General features: G+C 68.4%; 22 protein-coding genes. 6 read left to right on the top strand and 16 right to left on the bottom strand.

What is annotated here, in order from left to right; genetic code table 11:
- Positions 1-764 precede the first annotated feature (764 nt).
- The 3 genes from QMG86_RS19260 to QMG86_RS19250 are packed head-to-tail and all read left to right on the top strand — an operon-like array spanning position 765 to position 3,680.
- Positions 765-1,364 carry a SagB family peptide dehydrogenase gene (locus QMG86_RS19260; RefSeq protein WP_281873800.1) on the top strand — a complete coding sequence of 200 codons (600 nt, stop codon included), beginning with the start codon at positions 765-767 and terminating at the stop codon, positions 1,362-1,364.
- Positions 1,361-3,283 carry a TOMM precursor leader peptide-binding protein gene (locus tag QMG86_RS19255; protein ID WP_281873798.1) on the top strand — a complete coding sequence of 641 codons (1,923 nt, stop codon included), beginning with the start codon at positions 1,361-1,363 and terminating at the stop codon, positions 3,281-3,283. The genes QMG86_RS19260 and QMG86_RS19255 overlap by 4 nt, the downstream gene beginning before the upstream one ends.
- A gap of 13 nt (positions 3,284-3,296) precedes the next feature.
- Positions 3,297-3,680: a hypothetical protein gene (locus tag QMG86_RS19250; RefSeq protein WP_281873796.1), complete on the top strand. Its 384-nt coding sequence runs from the start codon at positions 3,297-3,299 to the stop codon at positions 3,678-3,680.
- Between the two features lie 4 nt (positions 3,681-3,684).
- Here the strand turns inward: QMG86_RS19250 and QMG86_RS19245 are convergent, their stop codons facing one another.
- The 4 genes from QMG86_RS19245 to QMG86_RS19230 all read right to left on the bottom strand — a co-directional run bounded on the left by QMG86_RS19245 (position 3,685) and on the right by QMG86_RS19230 (position 8,230).
- Positions 3,685-4,440: an ABC transporter permease gene (locus QMG86_RS19245; protein WP_281873795.1), complete on the bottom strand. Its 756-nt coding sequence runs from the start codon at positions 4,438-4,440 to the stop codon at positions 3,685-3,687.
- On the bottom strand, positions 4,437-5,429 hold the full coding sequence (locus QMG86_RS19240; protein WP_281873794.1) for an ATP-binding cassette domain-containing protein: 993 nt from the start codon (positions 5,427-5,429) through the stop codon (positions 4,437-4,439). Before QMG86_RS19240 ends, QMG86_RS19245 begins: the two co-directional genes overlap by 4 nt.
- Before the next feature lie 9 nt (positions 5,430-5,438).
- Positions 5,439-6,026 carry a hypothetical protein gene (locus tag QMG86_RS19235; RefSeq protein WP_281873792.1) on the bottom strand — a complete coding sequence of 196 codons (588 nt, stop codon included), beginning with the start codon at positions 6,024-6,026 and terminating at the stop codon, positions 5,439-5,441.
- Between the two features lie 212 nt (positions 6,027-6,238).
- Positions 6,239-8,230, bottom strand: coding sequence for a YcaO-like family protein (locus QMG86_RS19230; RefSeq protein WP_281873791.1), 1,992 nt, complete (start codon positions 8,228-8,230; stop codon positions 6,239-6,241).
- 188 nt (positions 8,231-8,418) lie between these two features.
- Between QMG86_RS19230 and QMG86_RS19225 the strand changes: the two genes are divergently transcribed.
- Positions 8,419-9,978 (top strand): phytoene desaturase family protein, encoded by a 1,560-nt coding sequence (locus QMG86_RS19225; RefSeq protein ID WP_281873790.1) that lies wholly within the window; start codon positions 8,419-8,421, stop codon positions 9,976-9,978.
- Here QMG86_RS19225 and QMG86_RS19220 read toward each other — a convergent pair.
- The 5 genes from QMG86_RS19220 to QMG86_RS19200 all read right to left on the bottom strand — a co-directional run bounded on the left by QMG86_RS19220 (position 9,966) and on the right by QMG86_RS19200 (position 14,075).
- Positions 9,966-10,952: a zinc-binding dehydrogenase gene (locus tag QMG86_RS19220; RefSeq protein WP_281873789.1), complete on the bottom strand. Its 987-nt coding sequence runs from the start codon at positions 10,950-10,952 to the stop codon at positions 9,966-9,968. The two genes, QMG86_RS19225 and QMG86_RS19220, sit on opposite strands and share 13 nt — an antisense overlap.
- Before the next feature lie 16 nt (positions 10,953-10,968).
- Entirely contained in the window at positions 10,969-11,391 is a 423-nt protein-coding gene (locus QMG86_RS19215) for an organic hydroperoxide resistance protein (protein ID WP_281873787.1), read from the bottom strand.
- A gap of 2 nt (positions 11,392-11,393) precedes the next feature.
- Positions 11,394-11,840 (bottom strand): MarR family winged helix-turn-helix transcriptional regulator, encoded by a 447-nt coding sequence (locus tag QMG86_RS19210; protein WP_281873786.1) that lies wholly within the window; start codon positions 11,838-11,840, stop codon positions 11,394-11,396.
- Between the two features lie 109 nt (positions 11,841-11,949).
- Complete coding sequence (locus tag QMG86_RS19205) at positions 11,950-13,005, bottom strand: PQQ-dependent sugar dehydrogenase (protein ID WP_434086111.1); 1,056 nt, start codon at positions 13,003-13,005, stop codon at positions 11,950-11,952.
- A gap of 170 nt (positions 13,006-13,175) precedes the next feature.
- Positions 13,176-14,075 (bottom strand): dienelactone hydrolase family protein, encoded by a 900-nt coding sequence (locus QMG86_RS19200; RefSeq protein ID WP_281873784.1) that lies wholly within the window; start codon positions 14,073-14,075, stop codon positions 13,176-13,178.
- A gap of 215 nt (positions 14,076-14,290) precedes the next feature.
- On the opposite strand from QMG86_RS19200, the gene QMG86_RS19195 reads away from it, so the two are divergent.
- Positions 14,291-16,294 (top strand): CocE/NonD family hydrolase, encoded by a 2,004-nt coding sequence (locus tag QMG86_RS19195; RefSeq protein WP_281873783.1) that lies wholly within the window; start codon positions 14,291-14,293, stop codon positions 16,292-16,294.
- A 39-nt stretch (positions 16,295-16,333) separates the two neighbouring features.
- On the opposite strand, the gene QMG86_RS19190 is transcribed toward QMG86_RS19195, so the two are convergent.
- Both QMG86_RS19190 and QMG86_RS19185 read right to left on the bottom strand, forming a co-directional pair.
- Complete coding sequence (locus QMG86_RS19190) at positions 16,334-17,254, bottom strand: LLM class F420-dependent oxidoreductase (RefSeq protein WP_281873781.1); 921 nt, start codon at positions 17,252-17,254, stop codon at positions 16,334-16,336.
- Between the two features lie 10 nt (positions 17,255-17,264).
- Entirely contained in the window at positions 17,265-17,597 is a 333-nt protein-coding gene (locus QMG86_RS19185) for a hypothetical protein (protein WP_281873780.1), read from the bottom strand.
- A 343-nt stretch (positions 17,598-17,940) separates the two neighbouring features.
- Here QMG86_RS19185 and QMG86_RS19180 point away from each other — a divergent pair, with 343 nt between their 5' ends.
- Positions 17,941-18,414, top strand: coding sequence for a gluconokinase (locus QMG86_RS19180; RefSeq protein WP_281881029.1), 474 nt, complete (start codon positions 17,941-17,943; stop codon positions 18,412-18,414).
- A 22-nt stretch (positions 18,415-18,436) separates the two neighbouring features.
- Here the strand turns inward: QMG86_RS19180 and QMG86_RS19175 are convergent, their stop codons facing one another.
- The 5 genes from QMG86_RS19175 to QMG86_RS19155 form a co-directional block, all read right to left on the bottom strand.
- A complete protein-coding gene (locus tag QMG86_RS19175) occupies positions 18,437-19,357 on the bottom strand; it encodes a DUF5995 family protein (RefSeq protein ID WP_281873779.1) in 921 nt (306 codons plus the stop codon).
- 141 nt (positions 19,358-19,498) lie between these two features.
- Entirely contained in the window at positions 19,499-20,293 is a 795-nt protein-coding gene (locus tag QMG86_RS19170; RefSeq protein WP_281873777.1) for a M50 family metallopeptidase, read from the bottom strand.
- An 85-nt stretch (positions 20,294-20,378) separates the two neighbouring features.
- Positions 20,379-22,046 (bottom strand): serine/threonine-protein kinase, encoded by a 1,668-nt coding sequence (locus QMG86_RS19165; RefSeq protein ID WP_281873775.1) that lies wholly within the window; start codon positions 22,044-22,046, stop codon positions 20,379-20,381.
- Between the two features lie 87 nt (positions 22,047-22,133).
- On the bottom strand, positions 22,134-23,024 hold the full coding sequence (locus QMG86_RS19160; RefSeq protein ID WP_281873774.1) for a bile acid:sodium symporter family protein: 891 nt from the start codon (positions 23,022-23,024) through the stop codon (positions 22,134-22,136).
- A gap of 86 nt (positions 23,025-23,110) precedes the next feature.
- Positions 23,111-24,160 (bottom strand): Gfo/Idh/MocA family oxidoreductase, encoded by a 1,050-nt coding sequence (locus QMG86_RS19155; protein WP_281873772.1) that lies wholly within the window; start codon positions 24,158-24,160, stop codon positions 23,111-23,113.
- Positions 24,161-24,189 lie beyond the last annotated feature (29 nt).

Here is a 24,189-nt window from a genome sequence, read left to right as displayed (position 1 = left end):
GGACAGCCACCGACCGCCCGTTCGCCGCTGAGCTCCGTGAGCGCTACTGCTTGCGCCCCGGGTTGTCCGCCGGCAACAAGAGCGGAGATATTGTTGCGCTGATCGCGTGGCCACGAATCCACCCACTTCCGCTTGGGGTCCGCGCACGAACCGAAGTGCTGCGCACCCTCGCCCATGGCGCGCACACAGTGGACGAACTCACCCGCATGCACGGTGCGGAGGTCCGAGCAGTCCTCCGGTCGTTTTGGGCACGAGGGCTTCTCGCCGTCACCGTCGACTGGGAGGGTGCACCGCTGTACACCATGGTGCCGTTCGATCGGCCCTCCGCATTCCGGCCCCGGGCCGAAGAACTCGAGCTGTCGAAATACACCATCGTGCGACGCCACCATGAGCATCTGGTCTCGGAGAATCCGACGTCCTGGTGCGATATCCGACTACACGATGTACGGATCGCGGCACTGCTGCTCCTTCCGTCGCGGGCAGGGATCCCGGCTCCGGTCGCCGATCATGTCCGCGCCGACCTCGCCTGGTCGAAGCATCTCCGTCCGCGGCTATCAGAGGCGGACGCGTCCTCGGACGAGCCCCCGTGGAGCGCTCACGAACTGTGGTTCCATCACCGCAGTTCCTTGAGCGGGCGTGGTTGGCATGCCGAAGCATTCGCCGCGACCACGTCGGCACGCGAGGAGCCGGTTCGGCCACCGCCCGCCACGGATAAGTCGATCAAGCTGCACGAACCGGATCTACGGTCCTTGCGAGAGCTCGATATGACGCTGACCGAAGCACTCGAGGATCGCCGATCGTGCCGCCGATTCGATGACGCGCACCCGGTCACGGTGACCCAGCTCGGCGAACTACTGTTTCGAGCTGCAGGAGCCCGCGACCGCACGCGGACGGCTCAGCTCAGCCGCCCCTACCCGTCCGGCGGCGCGGCTTACGAGATCGAGATCTACCTGGTGGCGCGTGCGGTCACCGGTATTGAGCAAGGCATCTATCACTACCGTCCGGTCGATCACACATTGTGTCCGGTCACAACGGGCGAGCACCCTGCGCTCGCGCAGTTTCTCCGGCCGATCGGCCCCACGATCGGTGGGGCCACGCCGCAGGCGCTGCTGATCGTCGCCGCAGAGGATTCCGTACTGCGCAAATACGCGCAGATCGGCTACTCCCTGATGCTCCGCAATGCCGGTGTTCTGACACAGAACCTGTATCTCGTAGCGACAGCGCTCGGGCTGGGGGCCTTGGCATGGGGTCCGGTCGACATCGCTGCGCTCGCCGAAGCCACGCGCCGCGCTCCATGGCAGTTGTGCGGCATCGGTTCCATGGTCGTCGGCACCGCACAACGATCTCGGGAGAATTCGACATGAAGAACCCTGTTACCACGGAAAATTCACCGCTCGTAGCGGAGGTCCGCGGCGACGGGGTGCTCGCCGATGCGGTCCGCGCAGAGCTCGCCGATTTGATGAACGTCGCATCGCCCTCGGTCTTGTTCACAGTCAGCGACAAATGGGCGAGCACACACCTCGACGCTGCCGGCGACCGACCCCAACTCGGGGTTCACACCGAACTCGGCCGGGTCATCATCGGCCCAATGAAGCTGCCCGGTGAACCGGGGTGTCCGCGTTGTGCGGACGTGCGCCGGACCGAAGCCAGGGTCGAGCGCGATATCTATGCGCGTCTGATCCGGGAACACCGAGCCGCGCTGGAAGACCAGCCCTCGCGATGGCTGACGCGGCAAGCAGGCAAGCTCGTGGCGGTCCTCGTGGCAGACGAGTACCAACGCTGCGCGACCGGGCGACAGCCGAGAACCGTCCGTGCCTTGCTCATCATCGATTTGGCCGACCTCACGGTCTCCCGCCACCCGTTCCTGCCGGTGCCCGGCTGCGCATGCCATCCGCTTCCTGTCGACACCCCAGAGGTGACACAAATAACCGCGCGATCGGAGCCCTTCGTCGGGCTTGGCGCTTTCCGGACGCGCAACATCATGACTGACAGGGAGCGATTGAAGTCCACCTACGTCGACAGCGAGACCGGTCTCATAGCTGTACTACGCCGCACCTACACCGACGTGCTGCCTCGCACCAGCGCACAGTTCCGCCGCCCCAACGGAGCCTTGGAGTCTGCTGCCGGTCGCGGCAGGCGATTCCCGGATACCGAAGTAGTCGCCATTCTCGAGGCCCTCGAGCGGTACGCCAACCTGTGTCCGCGCGGCAGGCGCACCACCGTTCGCGGCAGCTACGCCGAGCTGGCGTCAGTGGCTCTCGACCCCCGCAGCACCGGCCTTCCCGCGCAGGCCGCGTACGACGCCGACGACAAGCTGCAGCCCTTCACGCCGGACACCCCTTGTACTTGGGTCTGGGGATTCTCGATGATCCAGCGTCGGCCGATTCTGGTCCCCGAGACTCTTGTCTACTTCGGCTTACCACCGGCGACGCACACCCGTTTCGTCCACGAAACGTCCAATGGCACCGCGCTCGGAGCCAGCAAAGAAGAAGCCGCGCTGCACGCCTTGCTCGAAGTGATCGAACGCGACGCGTTCCTGATCACGTGGTACGGCTCCTTACCCGTGCCGGAACTGGATGTCGACACGTTTTCCACCGATGCACGCCTGATCGTCGCCGGCTTGCGAGAGCGCGGCTTCGACGCCCGGGTATTCGACACCACCATGGAGCACGGCGTACCGAGCGTCTGCGCACTCGGCGTCAACGTCGAGACAGACTGGCCCAAGGCCGCGGTCGCCGCCGCGGCACATCCTGTGCCTGGTACGGCCGTACTAGCCGCACTAGCCGAAGTCAGTGCGATGCTCGCGCACAACTCAGAATCGAGCGAGCAGCCCGAGTACCGGCAGCGGTGCGCAGATCTGGCTGCAAACCCCTCTTCGGTGCGTCTGCTGATCGATCACGCCAACATGTACTTCGCGCCTGAAGCGTTCGACCGGCTGCGCTTCCTGACCGAAACTCGCGCCGCGCTACGCCGTGTGCCGGAAACGCCCGCACGGTTCGACGCCATCACCGACATCAGCGAAGCGCTCACCACCATCGTGTCGATGCTCGGGGATAGTGGGATGGAATCAGTCATCGTCGATCTCACCGGGCCGGAGCACACCGCCGCCGACCTGTGCTGTGTGCGAGCCGTCGTCACCGGTGCCGTCCCCCTCGCGTTCGGCCACGCCAATCGACGAGTCGAGGGCATCCCGCGGCTTCTTTCGGTCCCGCATCGCCTCGGGTACACCGCACGCCCCCTCACGACGGCCGAACTTAACCAGGACCCGCACCCGTTCGCATGACAGAAGGACCGCGATGTATTTCATGTTTCTCGGCTGGAAGCTGCACAAACTCGACCACACCGTCACTTTCGATGAACTCCGAAAGTGGGTGGCGGACAAAGCGCGGAGTGACTTCACCGGATTCCCAGGCGTTCGCTTGAAGACGTGGGTGTCTTACGAGAGCACCGGTGTGTGGGGGGCAATCTATATCGTTGACGACCCAGAAGCCGTAAGCATGGACAAGTTGCCGCGACTTCCGAACGGCAAAACCGGCCCGATCGGGGTGCCGCCGCACTTCTCCACCGGCTGGCTCGACGTCGAGACCACGGTGTTCGGCGGTAACGATCCGACGGAGTTGCCGCTGTTGGGGTTGGTGCCGCGCACAACGGCCCCATCAGTCTTGAAGAGTGACGATTGACGTTTCAAGCAGCCGCTTTACGGAACGTGTGCGTTCCCCACCACAACGCGGCGGCCATGATCACCACGGCGAACGTGCCCCCTCGGGCGATCACTGCGAGATCGAAGGACCCGTCGAAACAGGTACGGACGGCATCGACTATGTGCCTGGTGGGCACGAAGTCGGAGATCACCTGCAGCCAGGTCGGAGCGATCGTCATCGGCAGGAAGATGCCGGACAGAAGCAGGAGAACCATATTGAGGCCCTGGGTGATCGGGGACATCGCGTTGGCGTCCTTCATCGTGAGCCCGAGAGCGCAGGAGGCCGCGGTGAGCGCTCCAGCCAGCAACAGCACCAGGGTGAGCCCCGCGAGGACACCACCGAAGGCCGGTCGCATACCCATCACATAGCCGATCGCGATCAGCGCCAACGCTTGGGCAGCCACCAGTGTGACTACCCGCAGTATCCGTCCGACCAGCAGAGCCGTACGGCTGGCAGGCGTCACCCGTTCGGCCTCGATGACACCGTCATGCAATTCCGTTATCACGAGGAAGCCTGCGAAGGTAGCGCCGAACAGCGCTTGCATGACAAGCATCCCGGGCACGAAGAACGCGTTTGTGTCGGTTGTCCCGATCCGATCGGCCAATGGTGACAGCAACGGCCCGTACGCAACGAGGTACAACGCGGGATTGCTCATGGTGACCAACAGCCACCCTGGATAGCGCAACATGATCCGCATCTGCCGCCGGTAGACGATGAAGCATTCACGCGCGAACCTCATACCGCACCACTTCCGCTACGGTCCTCCCGCAGGGAGCGGCCGGTGAGCTCGAGGAAGACGTTATCCAAGGACGGCGAGTGGATCGAGACCGACCGCAACTCGACTTCGGCGCGCTCCAATTGCCGCATCAGCTGCTGCATATTCGTTTTGCCGTGACCGACACTGGCCCGCACCCGACACCCGTCGACCCGGATGTCATCGCCGGATTCGGTGAGTATGCGTATCTCCCCGACGGTGCTCGCAACCATCGCCACGTCGGTCACCTCCATGTCCAACGTCTCTTCCCCATAGCGGGCCTTCAGCGATTCCGGTGTGTCATCAGCGATGATTCGACCATCGTCGATGACGATCACGCGATCACTGAGTGCGTCCGCCTCGTCCAAGTAATGGGTTGTCAACAACACGGTGGCTTGGCGATCAGCGCGCAGCCGGCGGATGTGGTCCCACAGGTTGGCACGCGATTGCGGGTCGAGCCCGACCGACGGTTCATCGAGAATCAGCAACCGGGGATCGTGCACCATCCCGATGGCGAGGTCGAGCCGACGGCGCTGCCCGCCGGACATGCTCTTGCACTGCCGTCTCTCCAGCCCCATCAGGTCCAGTTGCTCGAACAAAATCCCTGCGCGGTGGCGCGCCTCCTTCTTCGAAAGCCCGTACAGCATCCCGTGATCGGTGACCTCGTCGAGCGCCGTCGCCGCGGCGTTTGTCGATCCGGCTTGGGATACGTACCCGATGTTGCGGCGGACCTGCCGGGAATCGGTCGCGATATCGAATCCGGCGACGAGCGCCTCCCCCGATGTCGGCGGCAGCAGCGTGGTCAGCATCCGCAACGTCGTCGTCTTCCCGGCGCCGTTCGGGCCGAGACAGGACACGATCTCCCCCTCCGCAACATCGAAGGTGACCCCTTTCACCGCGTGCACCCGCTCAGCGGTACGCCCGCGACGCCGTCGAGAATGGAAGATCTGTTCGAGTTCACGTGCCTTGATCATCGCTGTGGGTCATCCTCCGATTGCCGGTTCGTGCGTGCTCGAGTTCTCGAAGACGATCCGCGACAGCGCCAGCCGCCACGCCGACCTGATCGCGGCGATGTCGTTCTCGGAGATTACATTTCGGTCGATCGTCCAACGCGCGGTCATCTCCTGGACCCGGCTGTTCATCGTCACGCTCAAGTCGATGACGGGGGCGGGTTTTTCCGCGTGGCCGCCTTTGTCCGCCGCATTCCGTGCGCGCTCGTGCGGCACCTGCTTGTGCTGGTACGTGTACGACACCGGGGGCTCCGGCAACGATCGCAGGATCGGACCCGTCGCGGTATCGGCATCCCGCAATCGCCGGTACCGAGCGCCCGCGGCTGGAACCTTGTCGAGTTGGCGGTCGACCTCGTCGATCACCGAGCGGACCGCATGCAGGCGACCTCGGAAGGCCGCGGCGACATCCAGACCTTCCAAGACCAGGTTCGCCGGAAACGTGGTGACATCGCCGAACCGAGCGGCCGTATCGGCGGTGCGGAGGTCGTCCGCAGTCGGGATGTTCAGCACGATGGATGCCTCCGCGGGCCCTTCCCCTCCACGCGCAGGCCGAGCTCGCACGATCGCCATCGTCAACGCCGTCAACGGTGCTCGCCACCCCGGCGTGTCCTGTTCACGAGGCGACCACACGAACGTATCGACGTACTCAGCCGGATCCGGTTCGGATGATCGGACCAACCAGGCCGGGGCGCACAAGGCGTACTGCAGCAATATCGCTGCCCAGTAAGCCGACTCGTCGCAAAGGGCAGGTTCCTCGGCTCGATCCGCCCTCTTCACGAACGCTTCCTTACGATGACGCGAACCACATGAGGCATGATCGCGCTGATCCACGGATCATCATCGAGCAACACGAACGACGACGTATAGCCCCGCGCATGCAAAGACCGAACCAATTCTCCCTGCCGCACGGCTGCCCTCGGGGGTTCGCCACGAGTTCCACGTACGCTGGTGGGAAGTTCGGGCACCGGGGCAGGACGGTAGTCCGGTTCGTCGTGGTACAGCGACTGCTGGCACACGGTCGCGGTGATGATTCCGTCCTCGACCGCACCCGCGAGGTCGACCCCGCACCCGTAGGCCAGGGTGACCCCGTCGACCAAGACAGCAACGACCGGTGCGCCCAGAACCTCGGTGAGGGCGAACAGCTGCACCGTGACACGCATCGCCTCCAGCGCCGACAGACAGTAACGGCCGAGCGCGCCGACGAATGCCGCAGCATCGATCTCCGGGAACAGGTACCCGGCTCGACCTCGCACCGTCGAGACGGTGATCGAACGACAATGATCGAGCAGGCCGGCCAGGACCGCCTGGTCGAGGCTGTCACCGTAGGCGGTGCCGACCGGCAGCCCATACGTAGTTTTCATCGCTGCTATCTCGAAAGCAGTGGCCGCGCTCATCGCGACTGGCGTGCGATCATCGAGGCTGTAGCCGAACACGGATCCGTCGCGTGGAGCCGCGAGCGCCGCGGATGTGCGCAACGCGGCACGCGCCGCGGACAGCCGTGCAGAGGCGGTGTTCTTGCCGACCCCGAAGGCCCGGATCTTCGTTTGGATTTCGCCGGCCGGATCGGCAACCACCGACTCGGCGACGCGTAGCGGCAGCTGCGCGTATGGTCCCTCGCTGACCGTGCTGATGACGCCCACTCGGTCATCCGTGATTCCGACGGCTCGGCGAGCAAAGTCTGCATCTTGCAACGAAGCCGTCGATCGTGCGGTAGCCAGACGCCGCAGAAATGATTCCGGATCAGGTGGTCGCGGCGTTCGCCGGAAGGGTAGGTAACGATGTGTGGTCGTCGCCAAGGTTTCGGTGTCTATGCGCGCAAGTCGTCGATCGGTACTGCCGTCATCGATCGTGGTCGCGCACTGGATCAAGGTTCGGGCCAGATAGGCGGCAACCGCCGCAAGGGCAGCGGCCGCGTAATCGGCCAAAGGAGCTGCCGAGTCGATGGCATCCAAGCGTGGACGCACTTCGGTGAAGGTGACGCCCGGCGGCGCGATCCACACGGACGACTGCCCGAGTGCCGCCAGCACCAAGGGCGCGTTTCTGCGTAGACACCACTGCTCGACCGCGGCGATGCGGCCGACATCGGTGATCGCCAGGCACGCGACCGCGTTGCAGGCCGAGAATTGGACCGTTTCCAGGGCGGCGGGGTCGATGCATGTCGTCTCGATATCGGAGTCCCGAAGGGCCGCAGCGGCTGCCTCGGCCAGCGGGCTGGTGCCGATGACGACCGTCGGCGCGCCCCGTAGCACAGCGAGCGCGGCAGTTGGGTCCGCGACGGAGTAGCCGATGAGATCGGCTTCCGGGTCATCCGGGTAGGGATCGTCGGCCGACTTCTGCTGAACCACGCCCAGATCGACCAACAGGGATATCAGCTTCTCCGCGAAACATCGATGCTGCTGCGGGAACGGCTGAGTGATATCACGCAAGGTGTTGTGCCCGTCCAGCAGTGGGGCGAGAAGGGTCATCCACCCTTCGGCATCGGGAACGGTTCTCGTGACGAATCCGCGGTGCGACAGAACCGCGAGCCGGTCATCGGCAGCTGTGTAGAAAGCGTTCCTCCGAAGCCGCAACACCGGTTCGTCGGCGTTCCTTCGAGACCGGCGATTCACCGCATCCGCCGCTGGCGCGCGCACATCGACTAGCCCCGGTCGAGCATGGTCGGTAACCAATTGAGTACCCCCCACAATCAAGACTCCCCTTGCCGCATAAGCTATCACGCCTTGTCGGTGCAGCAGCCCGAATTTCTCATCCGCCCAGGCCACCATCGATATTCCGCCGACCGTTTACCTGTACCGCGCCGGTCGGACGCCCGGAAGAGGCCATCGGCGGCCAGGGTGGAGGGCCGCGTCATCCGATCGCCGTCGCAACGGCCGTGGTCGGTTCGGAATCGATTCCTCGCCGTTGTCGGCGGCGTCGCTGTCCATCCGGCGCCGATTCGTGCTATCGAGAACGGATGACGCCGACGCGCTCCTTCTACGATGTCGTGATCGTCGGCGGCGGGCACAACGGTTTGGTGGCCGCCGCGTATCTGGCGCGGGCCGGGCGGTCGGTGCTGGTGCTGGAGCGGCAACCGCATGTCGGTGGTGCGGCGGTGTCCGAGCGGGTGTTCGCGGGCGTCGACGCCCGGTTGTCGCGGTACTCGTATCTGGTGAGCCTGTTGCCGCGGTCGATCGTGACGGATCTGGGCTTACGGTTCGAGACGCGGCGGCGGGCGGTCTCGTCCTACACACCGGTCGGGGCAGGGGGTTTGCTGGTCTCGTCGGCGCCCGCGCGGACGGAGGCGAGTTTCGCGCGGGCGACCGGCTCGGAGAGCGAATACCGGGCATGGCGGCGGTTCTACGCGTCCACTGGGCAGCTGGCCCGGCGGGTCTTCCCGACGCTGACCCTGCCGCTTCCGTCGAAAGAGGCGTTGCGGCACATCGTGGACGATGCGGCCACCTGGGAGGCGCTGTTCGAGCGGCCGCTCGGCGAGACGATCGAGTCGACCTTCGCCGACGACACGGTGCGCGGCGTGGTGCTCACCGATGCGCTGATCGGCACGTTCACCCACGCGCACGATCCGTCGCTGCGGCAGAATCGCTGCTTCCTGTATCACGTGATCGGCGGCGGGACCGGCGACTGGGATGTGCCGATCGGCGGCATGGGCGCGCTCACCGACGCGCTGGCCGAGGCCGCGCGCGCGGCAGGCGCGGAGATCGTCACCGGGCGCGAGGTGACGAGCATCGAAACCGACGGCGGGACAGCGGAAGTCGGTTACGCGGACGGCAAGATCGGAGCGCGGTACGTCCTGGCGAATGTGGCACCGTACACCCTTGCCGGGTTGCTCGGCGAGTCCCCGCCGCCGAAGCCCGAGGGCGCGCAGGTGAAGATCAATATGCTGCTGCGCCGCCTCCCACGATTGCGCGACGCCGAAGTCGATCCCCGGGAAGCATTCGCCGGGACTTTCCACATCGGCGAGTCGTACGCCCAGCTCGACCGAGCCTACGGCGAGGCCGCGATCGGCCGGATCCCGTCCGCGCCGCCGGCCGAGATCTATTGCCACACGCTGACCGATCCGACGATCCTGTCACCGGATCTGGCTGCGCAGGGTGCGCACACCCTCACCCTGTTCGGCCTGCATGCTCGCGCGAAGCTTTTCGCCGCCGACCACGCGTCGGTCAAAGCCGAGTTCGTGAAAGCCACCCTGGCCCAATTGGACTCGGTACTAGCCGAGCCGATCGCCGACTGCTTGGCGAAAGACGAGAACGGCGCGCCCTGCCTGGAGGCGAAGACGCCGATCGAACTCGAGCGCGAGGTCGGCCTGCCCGGTGGACACATCTTCCACCGGGATCTGGCCTTCCCCTACCTCCCGGAGGACGCCGACCCGGCCGACCCCGCCGTCCGGTGGGGCGTGGCGACCGGCCACCGCAACGTGTTCCTGTGCGGCGCGGGCGCCATCCGGGGCGGCGGCGTCAGTGGGATTCCCGGGCACAACGCCGCGATGGCCGTGCTCGCCGCCGGTCAGGCGGGCTGAGCCCGCAGCGCGATCTTCGCGGCGCGCCCCGGCGTCTCGGTGGCGACAGCGGCGTCGGCCGCGGCCTCGAGGGGGTAGGCGGCTTCGATGTCGAGCCGCAGCTCGCCGCGGGCCGCGAGATCGATCAGTTCGCCGATGAGCCGTCCGCGCTGGTCGGCGCCGATCTCCTCGATCCGCTTGGCGCCCCAGAAGCCCTTCACCGCGACTTGGCCGAAGATGAGACTGCCCGCGTCGAGCGACAGCGGCTTACCCGAGAGCGCGCCGAAGGAGATCAGCTGCCCGCCCGGCGCGAGCAACGCCAATTCGTCGGCCGCGGCGCGCCCGCCGACCTGATCGACGGCCCGGACGATGGGCGCACCCGAGGTGGCGGCTTCGACCTGCTCGCGCCAGCCCTCGCTCTCGGTATCGAGCACCGGCTCGTAGCCGAGTTCGCGCAGTGCCGCCACGGAGCCGGGACCGCGAACCAGATTCAGCACGTGCAGCCCGCGTTGCCGGGCGAAGACGTTCACCAGCCTGCCGACAGCGCCGTTGGCGGCATTGATCGCCAGCCACTCGCCGGGCCGCAGCCCGAGGTCGTCGATGAGCATCAGCGCGCTCAACGGCATGGCCAGCAACTGGGCCGCGGTCTCGTCGGAGACCGTGTCGGGCAGCGGGATGACCTGACGGGCCGGGACCACGAAGTACTCCGCCCACACGTTGATCGCACCGGACACCGTCACGCGCCGTCCGACCGACATCTCGGTGACTCCGGGACCCACGGCGTCGACACGCGCGACCGCTTCGCTGCCCGGAATGGCGGGCAACTCGGGCCGGTAGCCGTACACGCCGCGCACGATGGCCAGATCATGGTTGTGGATCGGCGACAGGATCAGCGCGAGCCGCACCTCACCCGGCCCCGGTTCCGGGATCGGGCGGTCGGCCGTGGCCAGCACGTCCTTCGGTTCACCGAATCGTTCGATGACTACGGCACGCATATCCGCTCCTTCTCGATCAGTCGTCGGCGACAAGGACCTGGACGTCGATGTTGCCGCGGGTCGCGTTGGAATACGGGCACACCTGGTGTGCTTTGTCGGCGAGCGCCTGCGCGTCCTCCCTGGACAGGTGGGGGAGCGACACCTCCAGGGTAACCGCAAGGCCGAAGCCGCCCGCGCCGTTCGGCCCGATGCCGACTTTGGCTCCGACCGCGGAGTCGTCGATGTTCGCCTCGGCCTGCTTGCCGACCAGGCGCAGCGCCGAATGGAAGCACGCCGCGTAGCCGGCCGCGAACAGCTGCTCGGGGTTGGTGCCCTCGCCGTTGCCGCCCAACTCCTTGGGCGCCGACAGGTCGACGTCGATCTTGCCGTCGGTACTGCGCGCGCGGCCGTTGCGTCCGTCGCCGGTGGCCAGGGCCTCGGCGGTGTAGAGGATCTGCATGTCTACTCTCCTTCGTTCAGCTGTGACTTCAGTGCGTCGGTCAGTCGGTGCAGGATGTCGCGCAACGCGGTGACGTCGTCCATGGACAGGCCGCTGGCCTCGGCCATCTGGGCCGGGATGTCGCCCGCTTCGGCGCGCAGGGCGCGTCCGCGGTCGGTGAGCCGGATATCGACGCGGCGTTCGTCGGCGGCCGATCTCCGCCGCTCGAGCAGGCCCGCCGCCTCCAGCCGCTTGAGCAGCGGGGAGAGCGTGCCGGAATCCAGATCGAGCGCCTGGCAGACGTCGCCGACGCTGCGTTCGTCGCGTTCCCACAGCGCCAGCATCACCAGGTACTGCGGGTAGGTGAGCCCGAGTCGTTCCAGCTTCGGGCGGTAGACCGCGGTCATCGCCCGGGACGCCGCGTAGAGCGGGAAGCAGAGCTGCTCGTCGAGGGTGAGGTGATCGGTCATGAGCAACAATGTAGTGGGCAATTTGGTTGTGCACAACATAAACGTGTGGTCGTGCTCGTCACAGTGTCGGGAGGCGGCGATGCCGACCGGCCGCAGGGGTTCGGCCGGGCTAGCGAACCGGGAAACGCAGGACGCGGTCATCGCCGCCACGGGGGTCGCCGCGGCCGTCGGTGTTGGAGGTGGTGAGCCACAACGCCCCGTCCGGCGCGACCTCCACGGTGCGCAAGCGGCCGTACCGGTCGCGCAATTCGGCGCGCGGCGCCCCCACGCGGCCGTCTTCGAGTGGCACCGTCCACAGCCGCTCGCCGCGCAGCGCCGCGACGTACAAGGTGTCCCCGGCGATGGCGATGCCCGACGGTGAGGCTTCCGCGGTGGTCCAGGTCAGTAGCGGATCGGTGAAGCCGCGGCCGGCGCCGCCCGTGCCCTCGACGCCGGGCCAGCCGTAGTTGCGGCCGGGTTCGATCAGATTGATCTCGTCGAACCGGTTCTGCCCGAACTCCGCCGCGAACAGGCGACCGGCCCGATCCCACGCCAGTCCCTGCACGTTGCGGTGGCCGAGACTGTAGACCGGTGAGCCGGGAAACGGATTGCCCGGAGCCGCATGGCCTTCCGGGGTCAACCGGAGGATCTTTCCATTGCGGCTCGCCGGATCCTGCGATCGTCCGGATTCCCCGGCGTCACCGGTTCCGGCGTACAGCATGCCGTCCGGCCCGAACGCGATCCGTCCGCCGTTGTGGTTGCCTGCCTCGGCGATTCCGCTGACCAGCACCTCCGGCGGACCGTCGAGCCGGAACCGGACGATGCGATTGTCCGTCTCCGAGGTGAAATAGGCGTAGACGTAGCCACTTTCGGCGTAGTCCGGCGCGACGGCGAGCCCGAGGAGTCCGCCTTCGCCCCGCGCGGCGACGCCGGGCACCTGATACACCTGTTCCTGCGCACCGCCCGCGCCGACTCGCAGAATCCGTCCGGAGTCGCGCTCGGCGACCAGTGCCGCGCCGTCGGGCAGGAAGGCCAGCCCCCACGGCACGTCGAGATCCTCGGCCACGCCCTCGGCGGCATCGAGGTCGGGCCGACCGGCGGGATCGCTCGGTGCGACGGTGCCCGCCGCCGGAGGTGTGCTATCCGGCCCGGTCGAGTTCTCGGCTCCGCAGGCTGTCAGCACCACCGCGAGCAGGAACGCCGCGATCGCCGAGCGCTGCCCGTGCGACCGAGTCGATTCCCCGCGCCCGACCTCGCGAGTGCGTGGACGTCGAACGGCCGATCGGGACCGCCGGTCGGAATCCGAGCCCCGGGGAGGCTTCCGGATTCCGCTGCGACGGCAGGATTCGGTCGGCATCAGCCGAGATACGTTCCATACCAGTCGGTTACGCGACGCCACGCCTCGGTGGCCGCCGTCGCGTTGTACCGCTGACCGGTGTCGTTGAAGAAAGCGTGGTCCGCATCGGGAGCGGTGAAGATCTGATGCGGATTGCCCGAGCGCGCCAGTGCCGCTTCCGCGGCGGGCCGGGAGGCGTTCACCCGGGCGTCGGCCGCCGCGTAGACGCCGAGCACCGCGGCTTTCGACGCGGACAGATCGCCGTTGTCCGGGAACGGCCCGTAGAAGGGCGTCGCGGCGGCCAGCGGCGACGGGCCGGAGGCCAGTAGCAGCCAGGTGAGGCCGCCGCCGAAGCAGAAACCGGTGGCACCGAGCTTCTTTCCCGGCACTCGACGCTGCAGTTCGTCGAGCCCGGCGCGCAAATCGGCGACGAGTTGTTCCGGTGGAATGCGGCTCAGCTCGGCGGTCGCCGCGGCCGGATCGGTGAACGCGCTGGTGCCGCCATGCGCGGACAGCAGGTCGACCGCGAGCGCGGAGTAGCCCGCGCCCGCGAAACGTCCCGCGACCGAACGGATGTGATCGGTGAGGCCCTTGTTCTCGTGCACGACCAGCACCCCTCCCCGTGGCTGCGGCGCCGCGGCCCACGCCGCTTGCAGCGGCGCCCCGCCGGGACTGTCGAAGGTGACGGCGGTGGTCGGAAGGGCGGCCGCGGAACCCGGTGGCGTCGAGGGCGCCGTGGGCGACGGCGCGGAATCCGAGCTTTCGGTGCCCGTGCTCGCGCAAGCGGCCAGCAACGTAGCGGCGGCGGTGGCGCCGAGCCCGAGCAGGCCCAGCCTGCGCAGCGCCTCCCGCCGGGTGAGCAGGCCGTCGGCGTGATCCGCCGCGATCTCCTCGGCGATGTAGCGCTGCAACGGCGTCATGAGCCCCACGATAAGCCGGATCGTCGGCGGGCGCGCGGCGTTCACCGCCTGTTCGCCCGCGACAAACCGGCCCGACCGCACCTCCCACGACGTTCGCCGGACGATTGCTACGTTGGCGCTCAATCGGGCGATCGATGGTCGGTCCGCACACCGGTCGAGGGAGCGAGATGGCAGCGGGGCGTGGCGTGAGACGAACGACGATCAGGGCGATCCGGATGGCCACCTTGGTCGCGGTACTGGCGGCGACGGGATTCGTGTCGGCGCCGGCGGCCGCGGAGCCGTCGGTGGACGCGCACAGCGTGCGATGGACCGCGTTGCACGACGGTCCCCAGCCGTACGCCGACGTGCACATCGACTGGGACGTCCCGATCCGGATGAGCGATGGCGTCGTCCTGAAGGCCAACGTCTACCGGCCGGTGAAGCAGGGCGGCGAGGTGGAGCAGCAGCCGCTGCCGACCGTCGTGAACCTCACGCCCTACACCAAGCTCATGACCAATCTCATCGATACGGCGCTCGCGGTGCCCGGCTTGCAGCCGTTGACCGTGCGCCTGGTCAACCGCGTGAATCTGGCCCGCACGCCGGTCAGCGGTTTCGGTGATCTGCTGCACGCCGTGGACGGCGGCACCATGCAGACCGTGCTCGGGCTCGATCGCAACCTGATCCGGGCCGGCTACACGCAAGTCATCGCCGACGTGCGCGGCACCGGTTTCTCCCAGGGCGCCTGGGACACCCTCGGCGAGCGGGAACAACTCGACACCCGCGAGGTGATCGAGTGGGCGGCCGCGCAGCCGTGGTCGAACGGCCGGATCGGCATGAGCGGCGGCTCGTATTCGGGCATCAACCAGTTGCGCGCCGCCGAGAACGCTCCGGCGCCGTTGCAGGCGATCTTCCCGGTGGAACCGGGCAGCGATCTCATGCGTGACGTCGTCGCGCCGGGCGGCGGCGTGGGGACGACGTTCCTTCCGCTGTGGCTCAGCACGGTCAACCAGCTGAAGCTGATTCCCGACGTGCAGTCGATGTTGCGGGGCACCTTCGACTGGGCGTGGCTGCAGGAACGGATGTCCGATCCGGCCAGCAACGTCGATCTGCTGGCCCAGGCGCTGCTCACGCCCTCGCTCGACCACGTGCCGCCCGCGCTGGCCGACGCGCTGGACGAGGACAGCTATTTCCGGCGCGGCATCGAAGGTCATCCGGAGCGCATCACCGTCCCCACCTTCGTCTACGGCGGCTGGCACGACATCTTCGCCAACAGCGCGACCAAGCTGTACAACGCGATCCCGCTGCCGGCGGGCCGCAAGCAGTTGATCGTCGGCGACACCTACCACGCGAATCCCGGTGCCGGGACCGGGATTCCGGGCGCACCGCCGCGACTGGACGTGTTGCAGCGCGTGTGGTTCGACAAGTGGTTGAAGGACGTCGATCACGGCTTGGGCGATTTCGGCCCGATCACGGTGTGGGAACAGGGCGGCGGCTGGATCACCCTCGGGCAGTTCCCGCAGCAGGACCTCAACCATCGCCGCGTGTATCTGTCGGCCGAACCGAGCGGCACCGCCGGGAAGGCTGTGTACGACGGGTCGCTGACGATGGTCGTCCCCGGCGAGCGGCAGACCTTGACCGTGGCCCCCGGCCTCGCCGCGGCGTGCTCCCGCGACACCGCGCAGGGCTCGGCCGGGATGGCCGCGGTGGTGGACGTGTGCGCGAAGGACTCACGCATCGCCGAGCGCAACGCTTTGACCTTCACCAGTGCCCCGACTACCGAGTCCACTGTCATCTCGGGGCCGGTGAACGTGCACCTGAACACGGTGCACGACGCCACCGACGGCTACTGGAGCGTCACGCTGAACGACGTCGCGCCCGACGGGTCCTCGAAGGTGCTGACCACCGGGCAGCTGACCGCCTCGCTGCGCGCCGTCGACGAGCAGAAGAGCAGCCGCACCCCGGCCGGCGACCTGACCGAACCGTTCAATCCGCTCACCCTGGACAGTGTGCAGCCGGTCGTGCCCGGGGAGCCGGTGGCGCTGGACATCGCGGTCATTCCCACCCAGGCGGTGCTGCGACCCGGCCACCGGCTGCGGATCGACGTCTTCGCGGGCAACTCGCCGAAGGCGCTGGCCTTCCGGCCCATGCTCAACAACACCCAACTGAAGCCGCAGCACCTGAAGCTGGATCCGTCGGCGCCGAGCTTCGCCATCGTGCCGACCAACCGCCCGCTGGGCTGAACCCTGACGTGGGTCGCCGGACAGGCGACCCACACGAGTTCACAGTTGCGACTGCACCTGCGCGGAGATCAGCTCCAGATGGGCGAGATCGCTCAGGTCCAGCACCTGCAAGTAGACGCGGCCGGTGCCGATCTCGGCGTACCGGCCGATCTTGTCCACCACCTCGGCCGGCGAACCGGCCAGGCCGTTGGCCTTCAGCTCGTCCACTTCGCGTCCGATCGCCGCGGCGCGGCGCGCCACCTCGGCGTCGTTCGCGCCGACGCAGACCACCAGCGCGTTGGAGTAGACCAGGTCGTCGGCGGCGCGGCCATATGCCTCCGCGGCGGCGCGCACCCGGTCGAACTGCCGCGCGCTGTCCTCGAGCGAGGAGAACGGCATGTTGAATTCGCTCGCGTACTGCGCGGCCAGCCGCGGGGTGCGGGTGGCGCCCTGCCCGCCGATCAGCACCGGGATCGGGTCCTGCACCGGTTTGGGCAGCGCGGGGGAGTCGGTGAGCTGATAGTGCTTGCCGTCGTAGCTGAAGGTGTCGCCGGGTTTGGTGGCCCACAGCCCGGTGATCACGGCCAGCTGTTCCTCCAGCCGGGCGAACTTGTCGGCGGGGAACGGGATGCCGTACGCGGCGTGCTCCTCGGCGAACCATCCACTGCCCAAGCCGAATTCGACCCGGCCGCCGGACATCTGGTCCACCTGCGCCACCTGGATCGCCAGCGGTCCTGGCAGCCGGAAGGTGGCGGCGGTGACCAGGGTGCCCAGGCGGATGCGCTTGGTCTCCCTGGCCAGTCCGGCGAGGGTGATCCAGGCGTCGGTGGGGCCGGGCAGTCCGTCGGCGCCGCCCATGCTCAGGTAGTGGTCGGAGCGGAAGAACGCGTCGAATCCCAAGTCCTCGGTGGCCTTGGCAACGGTGAGCAGGGTGTCGTAGCTGGCACCCTGCTGCGGCTCGGTGAAGATGCGTAGTTCCATGTCGACGACCCTAGCCGGTGGGCCGGGCCTCACGCGCGGTGCGGAGATCGGCGCTCGTCCGGCGGCGCTTGGGGCTCCGGCCGCGTGTAGGTCCGCGCGATGAGCGCGGCCCGCAACCGGTAGAGCGCGTGCGGAGCGGCGGTGTCCAGGCCGGTGAGGCGGCCGATGCGCTCGAGCCGATGGTCGACAGGCAGTGCGCGACGGTGGCGCGGATCTCCTCCCGCAGCAGGTTCCCGCGCTCGACGTGCCGCCGGGGGATGATGCCGAGCAGGTGGCGCACGATGTGCTCGGTGGCCGGGACGAGTTCGCCGGAGGCGGGGGCGGCGCTCCGTGTGCGGGGCATGCCGCTGCTCAGATTCCGCGCCCGGCCGCGCCTGGGGCGTGCCCGCGGTCGCGGTCCGGATGTCGGACCAGGTCCGTGTCTGGCGTCGTCGCAAACATTCGGTAATTCCTGTCCAGTCGTCCGTGCTATCTCGAAACACTTGTCGCAGAATATTTTTGGAGTTCTGCGAGATCGCACTGTCTCGGCATTCGAAATCTGTCGGGCGGGTGCGGCGATCGTCACCGCACGGGTGGACGAAGTGGCCTGCGGGTAGGTTGTCGCCGGGGACAAGTCCACGCGCAGAACTGATCCGCCGCCGTACGGGAAGGAGGTTCCAGTGCACGAGGTGCCGGTGATCGTCGTGATGGGCGTGACGGGTTCGGGAAAGACGACGGTCGGCACCGCCTTGGCCGAGGCGCTCGGGGTCGAGTACGCCGAGGGCGACGATTTCCACTCGCCCGCGAACGTCGCGAAGATGGCGGCGGGGATCCCGTTGGACGACGCCGACCGGGAACCCTGGCTCGACGCGCTGGCCGCGTGGATGGCCGAGCGATCCGGACAGGGAGGCGTCGTCGCTTGCTCCGCCCTCAAACGGGCCTATCGCGACCGGCTGCGCGCGTCCGCTTCCTACGCGTTCTTCCTGCACCTGGACGTGCCCCGGGACGAACTCCAGCGTCGCGTGGCCGCGCGCCGGGGACATTTTATGCCGCCGGGCCTGCTCGCTTCGCAACTGGCCACCCTGGAGCCGCTGGATCCCGACGAGTACGGCCGCACCGTCGATGCGACCCGACCGCACCGGGAAGTGATCCGGCAAGCCGTGGCGGCGCTGCACGAGTGAGCGCTGCCTCCGGAGGCGTTCGCTAGAGCGCGCCGATATCCGAAAGGGCTTGGAAAGCCGGATCGAGTGCGCGCCACAACGCGTCGATCTCGGCGACGGCGGCGGGCGCCGCGGCTGGATCCTGTAGCGCCAAGCCGTTGGCGAAGATGACGACGTTGGCGCCCGCGTCGGCCAGCCGGAGCAACGGACCGGTCGCCACGCCCCGGCCCAGCAGCAGGTCCAAGCCCTCGCCGACGAAGTAGAAGCGCCACAGCGGCCCGAGGTCGCCGCCGTAGACGGCTTTGGTCGCCTCGACGATCAGCGCGCCGTGCTGGGCGATCGCGTCGACGATGCGGTAATAGTCGCGCGCGTTGGCGGTCGTGCTGCCTACCGCGGCGACCGAGTAGGACAGGTCGACGGTCAGATGCGCGTTGTAACCGGCCATCGCGACGCGCGCGGGGGACAGTTCGCAGCGACGGGTCAGTGCGAAGTAGTGCGCCCAGTGCGGGTCGGCGGGCGCCCCGGTGAATTCGGCATGCACCGTGTGCAGGAAGCGCGAGAGCAGCTCGAGGCTGATCCGGTGCGCCCATTCCGGGTCGTCGAACGACGCGGGATCGCGTTGCAGCGGCAGCACGGCGGCATGCTCGACCGCGTCGAGGCCGAGGGCGAACACACCGCGCAGGTCGCGGTGGGCGACCAGGATCTCGGTGATTCGCCGGTGCCGGTCGACTGCCTGCTCTAGTTGTGTCAGCGAGGAACCGGTCAGCGTCCCGGTGTCGGACAGTTCCGTGATCGTGGCCGTCTCGGCCGGAGTCAACGGTGTGCCGCAGGCCGTGCCAGCCGGTGCGGCGAAGGCGGTCGGGGAGAGCGTTATTGCGGCGAGCAGCACTGCGACGGCCGACGTCAATGCCGAAAAACTGTGCCGGGCAAGGGCATGCGATGGGCGCGCGAGAATGTCCGCCATGCTGGCTCCGAAGGTCGTGAATCGCGATCTGGTGTCGGGATAGCCGATAGGGGTGAGCTCGGCGATGCGCCGCGGCCGCGGGTGAGGCGATGGCGCAGGTCGGGATCGAAGCCTAACCGAGCCGATCCGGCGGTGCGGCGGTCAGCGTGCCTCGAAGCAGGAGCCGGAGGGCGTGCCGGGCAGGCAGACCTCGGCGATGGCGGAGACGAGCAGCCACGCGCCGAGTAGCAGTGAACCCACGGCGACGGCGCCGAACACGAGAACCCAGAGCAGGCCGGGCAGCCGGGTGAGCCGGGCGAGCTGATCGGCGTCGGAATCGACCTCCTGATAGCGGGCACGTTGCTGCCGGGAGCGGCTGCGCTGCAGCTCGAGCACCGGCCGCGCCCCGGCGAACAGCAGGAACCAGGCGCCCAGATACGCGAATCCCGCTTGCAGCGTGTCCGTGCCGAACCAGGAGACGACGAAGACCACCGCGCCCAGGCCGAGCACCGTGATGCCGCCGTAGACATTCCTGATCTTGATCAACAGCGCGGCGAGCAGGGCGATGGCGGTCCACAGCATCAGCGTGATCCGGCTCGCGCCCAGCAGCGCGGCGAAGCCGAGACCGAGCAGCGGCGGGGCGGGATAGCCCGCCATCGTGGTGAGGATCATCCCGAGCCCGTACGGTTTTCCGCTCGACACCGTGAGACCCGAGGTGTCCGAATGCAAGCGAATGCTGTTGAGCTTCCGGCCGGTCAGCAACGCGACCAGGGCGTGCCCGCCTTCGTGCGCGATGGTGACGATATTGCGGGTCAGCCGCCAGACGGGTGTGTAACCCACCAGCGCGAGCGCCACCACGGCGGCCGCCACCACCAGCCACCACGGCGGTTGCGCTTGCGTCGTCGTCAGACGATCGGCGATGGAGGCGCCGCGCTCGAAGAATTCCGCTCTGTCCACCGCCGCACCTTAACCGCCCGCCGCCGACCGCGCTCGGGCGTGCGTTCCCGCGCACGGCACCCGGCGCGACGCCGGCGTCCGGCCTTCAGCTCTTGTGCAGGACCCCTTCGATGTTGCCGAGAACGCCGGAAAGGCGGTAGGCCACCGAGCCGTCCGGTTGCAATCTGACCGTCGACGTGGAGCCGTTGTCGAAGCAGGTGGGCGAGCCGCCGGAGAGGCGCGCGACGAAAGACAGCTCGTTGTCGGTGGCGCCGGTGAGAGTCTCCGTGCGCTCGCAGCGCTCGCCCCCCAGTTTGCCGGTGTTCGACGACTGCGCGACTTCCTCGCCGACCGTGCCGTCTCTGATGGTCAGCACGATGTCGAAGGACGCGAGCACGTCACGGGCCACGCCTTTCCATTCGCCGACAAACGCCTTCGGAACACTTGTGCCGGAGGGACCGCTGGTGGTGGTGATCGCGTCACCGGCCTGCGTGGCGGTAGCCGTCGAAGGAGCGCTGTCGATTCGGGTGGTCTGGGCGATCGAACGGTCCGCGTCGTCGTTCCGTAACTGTGCGCCGACCACGAACGCCGCTACGGCGACGGCGACGGCGACGACCAGGGCGCCCACGACGAGCAGGGCGCGGCCGGGGCGGGGCGCGGGAGGTGGAGCGGCGACCGCGCCGAGCCGGGGCGAACTCTGATGCGCGGGCGGGTACGTCTGGTGTCCCACGAAGGTGGGAGACGACTGCGGCGAGCCCAGGTACTGCATCCGCGTGGGCACCGATCGCCCGGGGTCGCTGTGCGTGTTCGGATAGGCGGCGGGGCCGACCATCGTGTCGGCGGTGCGCGCCGGATCGGCCGGTGCGGGCCGAGTCACGTGGTCGAACGCGCCGGAATCCAGGTTCAGCAGCTCCACCGCGCGGCGGCTGACCTCCTCGAGCACCGGGGCGGGCAGCCAGCCGCCGCGGTCGGGGATGCCGAGGGCGGTGAGCTGGGTGAGCAGTTGGTCGGCGGTCGGACGTGCGGCGGCGTCCTTGGTCAGGCAGGCCGCCACCAGCGGGCGCAGCCGTTCGGGCACGCCGTCGAGCTGCGGCTCCTCGTACACCACCCGCCACAGCATCTGCATCGTCTCGCCCACGCCGAACGGTCCGTGGCCGGTCGCGGCGAACACGAGGACGCCACCGAGGGCGAAGACGTCGGCGGGTGGGCCGACCGGATCGCCGGTCACCTGCTCCGGGCACATGAATCCCGGGGAGCCGATGACTTTTCCGGTGGTGGTGAGCCGGCTGTCGTCGGCGGCGCGGGCGATGCCGAAATCGATCACCTTCGGGCCGTCCAGGGCCAGCAGGACATTGGACGGTTTCAGGTCGCGATGCACCACCCCGGCCCGGTGGACCGCGGTCAACGCCTCGATAAGTCCGTGCGCCAGCACGAGCAGCGCGTTCTCGGTGAGCGGCCCGTACCGGTCGACCGCGTCGGCCAGCGCGAATCCGGCCACGTACCCGGTGGCCAGCCACGGCGGATCGGCGTCCACGTCGGCGTCGATGACCGGCGCGGTGAACTGTCCGCCGACCCGGCGCGCCGCGGCGACCTCGCGCCGGAAGCGCTGACGGAACTCGGCATCGATCATGTCGGGCCGGATGACCTTGACCGCGACGGTGCGCCCGCCCGCGTTCCGGCCGAGGTAGACCCGGCCCATGCCGCCCGCACCGAGCACGCCGAGCAGACGGTAGTCCCCGATCCGGGCCGGATCGTTCGTGCCGAGCGGTTGCATCGCGCAGCTGGCTCCCTTCGAATCAGGTCGATCCTCCGAGAGGCTACTCATCGCCCGGCGTCCCTGTCCGCGCAGCTCACTGCCCCGCTAACCCGCGACGCTCGGCTCGGCCTCGGGCTGCTCCCGCCGCGCCCGCCTGGCCAGCAGATACGCCGCGATCGCGGCCGGGATGTTCATCAGGACCCCGTACACCGCGCCCGGCACGGCCATGGTCTCGTTGTCCAGCACCGAAGCGGCGACCGCGATCGCGAGCGCCGCGTTGTGCACGCCGATCTCCATGGCCGAGGCGATCGCCTGATCGGCTTCCACGCGCAAGACCCTGGGCACGAAATAGCCGACCGCGAGGCTGATCACGGCGAAGGACAAGCAGATCGCGGACAGTTCGCCGATGTGCTCCGACAGCGTGTCCAGGTTCGAGCCCACCCCGGCCGCGACCACCAGCGCCAGCACTACGACGGAGAGGATCTTCACCGCGCCGCGCATCCGGCGCGACCACTCCGCGAACCGCCGGTGCACCACCATGCCGATCGCGACGGGCACGAGCACGATGGCGAAGACCTGCGCGAATTTCTCCGGCCGCAGTCCGACCGAGCCCTCGCTGTCAAGGAACAAGGCGTAGGACAGCGCCACCACCACCGGCATGGTGAACACGGCTAGCACCGAATTGATCGCGGTGAGCGTGATGTTCAGCGCCACATTGCCTCCGGCGATGTGACTGAACAGGTTCGCCGACGCTCCGCCCGGGGACGCGGCGAGCAGCAGCATGCCCGCGGCGAGGGCGCCTTCCAAGCCGAACAGGTAGATCAGGCCCAGGCACAGGGCAGGAAGCACGACCATCTGGCACACCAGCGCGATCATCGCGGCTTTCGGATACCGCAGTACGCGGGCGAAATCCTCGGTGGTCAGGGTCAATCCGAGCCCGAACATCACCAAGGCCAGCGCCAGCGGCAGCAGTACCGCGAAAACCGTTGCACCCATTCGGGTCTCCTCTCCGCCGAGCGACCGGACCGGCCGATCCCGGGCTCCGACGTTATCGAGTCGCGGCGGAGGTGGCCAGCCCCGGGTCAGGCGGTGACGGTCACACCGCGGGCCGCCGACTCTCGCGCTTTCGTCAGCAGGCGCAGGGTGGTGACGGCATCGCGCGGGTCGACCGGCACGGGTGCGCCGTCGAGCAGCGCCGCGGCCATCGCCGCGTAGAACGCGGGATACGCGCCGGGCAGGGTCGGCACAGGGGCGAATCCGGGCTCCGCGCCCAGCATGCCCCAGCGGTCGGAATCAACGGTGCCCCAAGCTGAATCGCCCGGACGGCGGCCGGACCGGAGCGCGTCTTCCTGCGGGTCCAGTCCGTAGGTGACGTACCCGGCTTCCGACCCGAGCACCCGGAAGCGCGGTCCGAGCTGCGGCGCGACGGCGCTCATCCACAGATGGGAGCGGACGCCGCCGGTGTGGGTGAGCGCGACGAACGCGTCGTCGTCGGTGGTGATCCCCGCGCGCCGCCGGTCCAGTTCGCAATAGACCGAGGCCACCGGGCCGAACAGGGTGACGGCTTGGTCGACCAGGTGGCTGCCGAGATCCAGCAGGATCCCCGCGCCTTCCTCGTCGGTGCCGATCTCCCGCCAGCCGCCCTTCGGCACCGGACGCCACCGTTCGAACCGCGACTCGAAACGCCGCACCTGCCCCAGCTTCCCGGTCTCGACGAGTTCGCGCACGGTCCGGAAGTCGCCGTCCCAGCGCCGGTTCTGGAAGACCGACAACGCCAGGCCGGTCCGTTCCGAACGTGCGACGAGGTCTTCGGCGTCGTCCACCGCGACCGCGAACGGCTTGTCGACCACCACCGGCAGCCCGGCCGCGAGCGCCTGCCCGGCCAGCGGCGCGTGCGTGCGGTTCGGCGTCGCGATCACGACCAGATCGATGCCGTCCGGCGCGGCGAACAGTTCCTCGGCTCGCGGTACCACGCGCACGCCGGGGTGTTCGGCGCGCGCCTGGCCCGCGCGTTCTTCCGAGGAGGTGACCACGGCCGCGACCCGCATCCGAGGCTCGGCCGCGATCAGCGGAGCGTGGAAGACCGACCCGGCCAGGCCGTACCCGAGAACGGCGACCTCGACGATGCTCATGCCCCGACGCTACCGCCCGGCGACCGCGG

Source organism: Nocardia sputorum, from assembly GCF_027924405.1.
Lineage (GTDB): Bacteria > Actinomycetota > Actinomycetes > Mycobacteriales > Mycobacteriaceae > Nocardia > Nocardia sputorum.
The sequence above is the reverse complement of the archived record's forward strand: the minus strand, read 5'-3'. Positions and strand labels throughout refer to the sequence as shown.

Coding starts and splice junctions, on each gene's coding strand:
- QMG86_RS19260 (WP_281873800.1), top strand. CDS start 765: ATGACGCTGACCGAAGCACTCGAGGATCGCCGATCGTGCCGCCGATTC.
- QMG86_RS19255 (WP_281873798.1), top strand. CDS start 1,361: ATGAAGAACCCTGTTACCACGGAAAATTCACCGCTCGTAGCGGAGGTC.
- QMG86_RS19250 (WP_281873796.1), top strand. CDS start 3,297: ATGTATTTCATGTTTCTCGGCTGGAAGCTGCACAAACTCGACCACACC.
- QMG86_RS19245 (WP_281873795.1), bottom strand. CDS start 4,440: ATGAGGTTCGCGCGTGAATGCTTCATCGTCTACCGGCGGCAGATGCGG.
- QMG86_RS19240 (WP_281873794.1), bottom strand. CDS start 5,429: ATGATCAAGGCACGTGAACTCGAACAGATCTTCCATTCTCGACGGCGT.
- QMG86_RS19230 (WP_281873791.1), bottom strand. CDS start 8,230: ATGGTGGCCTGGGCGGATGAGAAATTCGGGCTGCTGCACCGACAAGGC.
- QMG86_RS19225 (WP_281873790.1), top strand. CDS start 8,419: ATGACGCCGACGCGCTCCTTCTACGATGTCGTGATCGTCGGCGGCGGG.
- QMG86_RS19220 (WP_281873789.1), bottom strand. CDS start 10,952: ATGCGTGCCGTAGTCATCGAACGATTCGGTGAACCGAAGGACGTGCTG.
- QMG86_RS19215 (WP_281873787.1), bottom strand. CDS start 11,391: ATGCAGATCCTCTACACCGCCGAGGCCCTGGCCACCGGCGACGGACGC.
- QMG86_RS19210 (WP_281873786.1), bottom strand. CDS start 11,840: ATGACCGATCACCTCACCCTCGACGAGCAGCTCTGCTTCCCGCTCTAC.
- QMG86_RS19200 (WP_281873784.1), bottom strand. CDS start 14,075: ATGACGCCGTTGCAGCGCTACATCGCCGAGGAGATCGCGGCGGATCAC.
- QMG86_RS19195 (WP_281873783.1), top strand. CDS start 14,291: ATGGCCACCTTGGTCGCGGTACTGGCGGCGACGGGATTCGTGTCGGCG.
- QMG86_RS19190 (WP_281873781.1), bottom strand. CDS start 17,254: ATGGAACTACGCATCTTCACCGAGCCGCAGCAGGGTGCCAGCTACGAC.
- QMG86_RS19185 (WP_281873780.1), bottom strand. CDS start 17,597: ATGCCCCGCACACGGAGCGCCGCCCCCGCCTCCGGCGAACTCGTCCCG.
- QMG86_RS19180 (WP_281881029.1), top strand. CDS start 17,941: ATGGGCGTGACGGGTTCGGGAAAGACGACGGTCGGCACCGCCTTGGCC.
- QMG86_RS19175 (WP_281873779.1), bottom strand. CDS start 19,357: ATGGCGGACATTCTCGCGCGCCCATCGCATGCCCTTGCCCGGCACAGT.
- QMG86_RS19165 (WP_281873775.1), bottom strand. CDS start 22,046: ATGCAACCGCTCGGCACGAACGATCCGGCCCGGATCGGGGACTACCGT.
- QMG86_RS19160 (WP_281873774.1), bottom strand. CDS start 23,024: ATGGGTGCAACGGTTTTCGCGGTACTGCTGCCGCTGGCGCTGGCCTTG.
- QMG86_RS19155 (WP_281873772.1), bottom strand. CDS start 24,160: ATGAGCATCGTCGAGGTCGCCGTTCTCGGGTACGGCCTGGCCGGGTCG.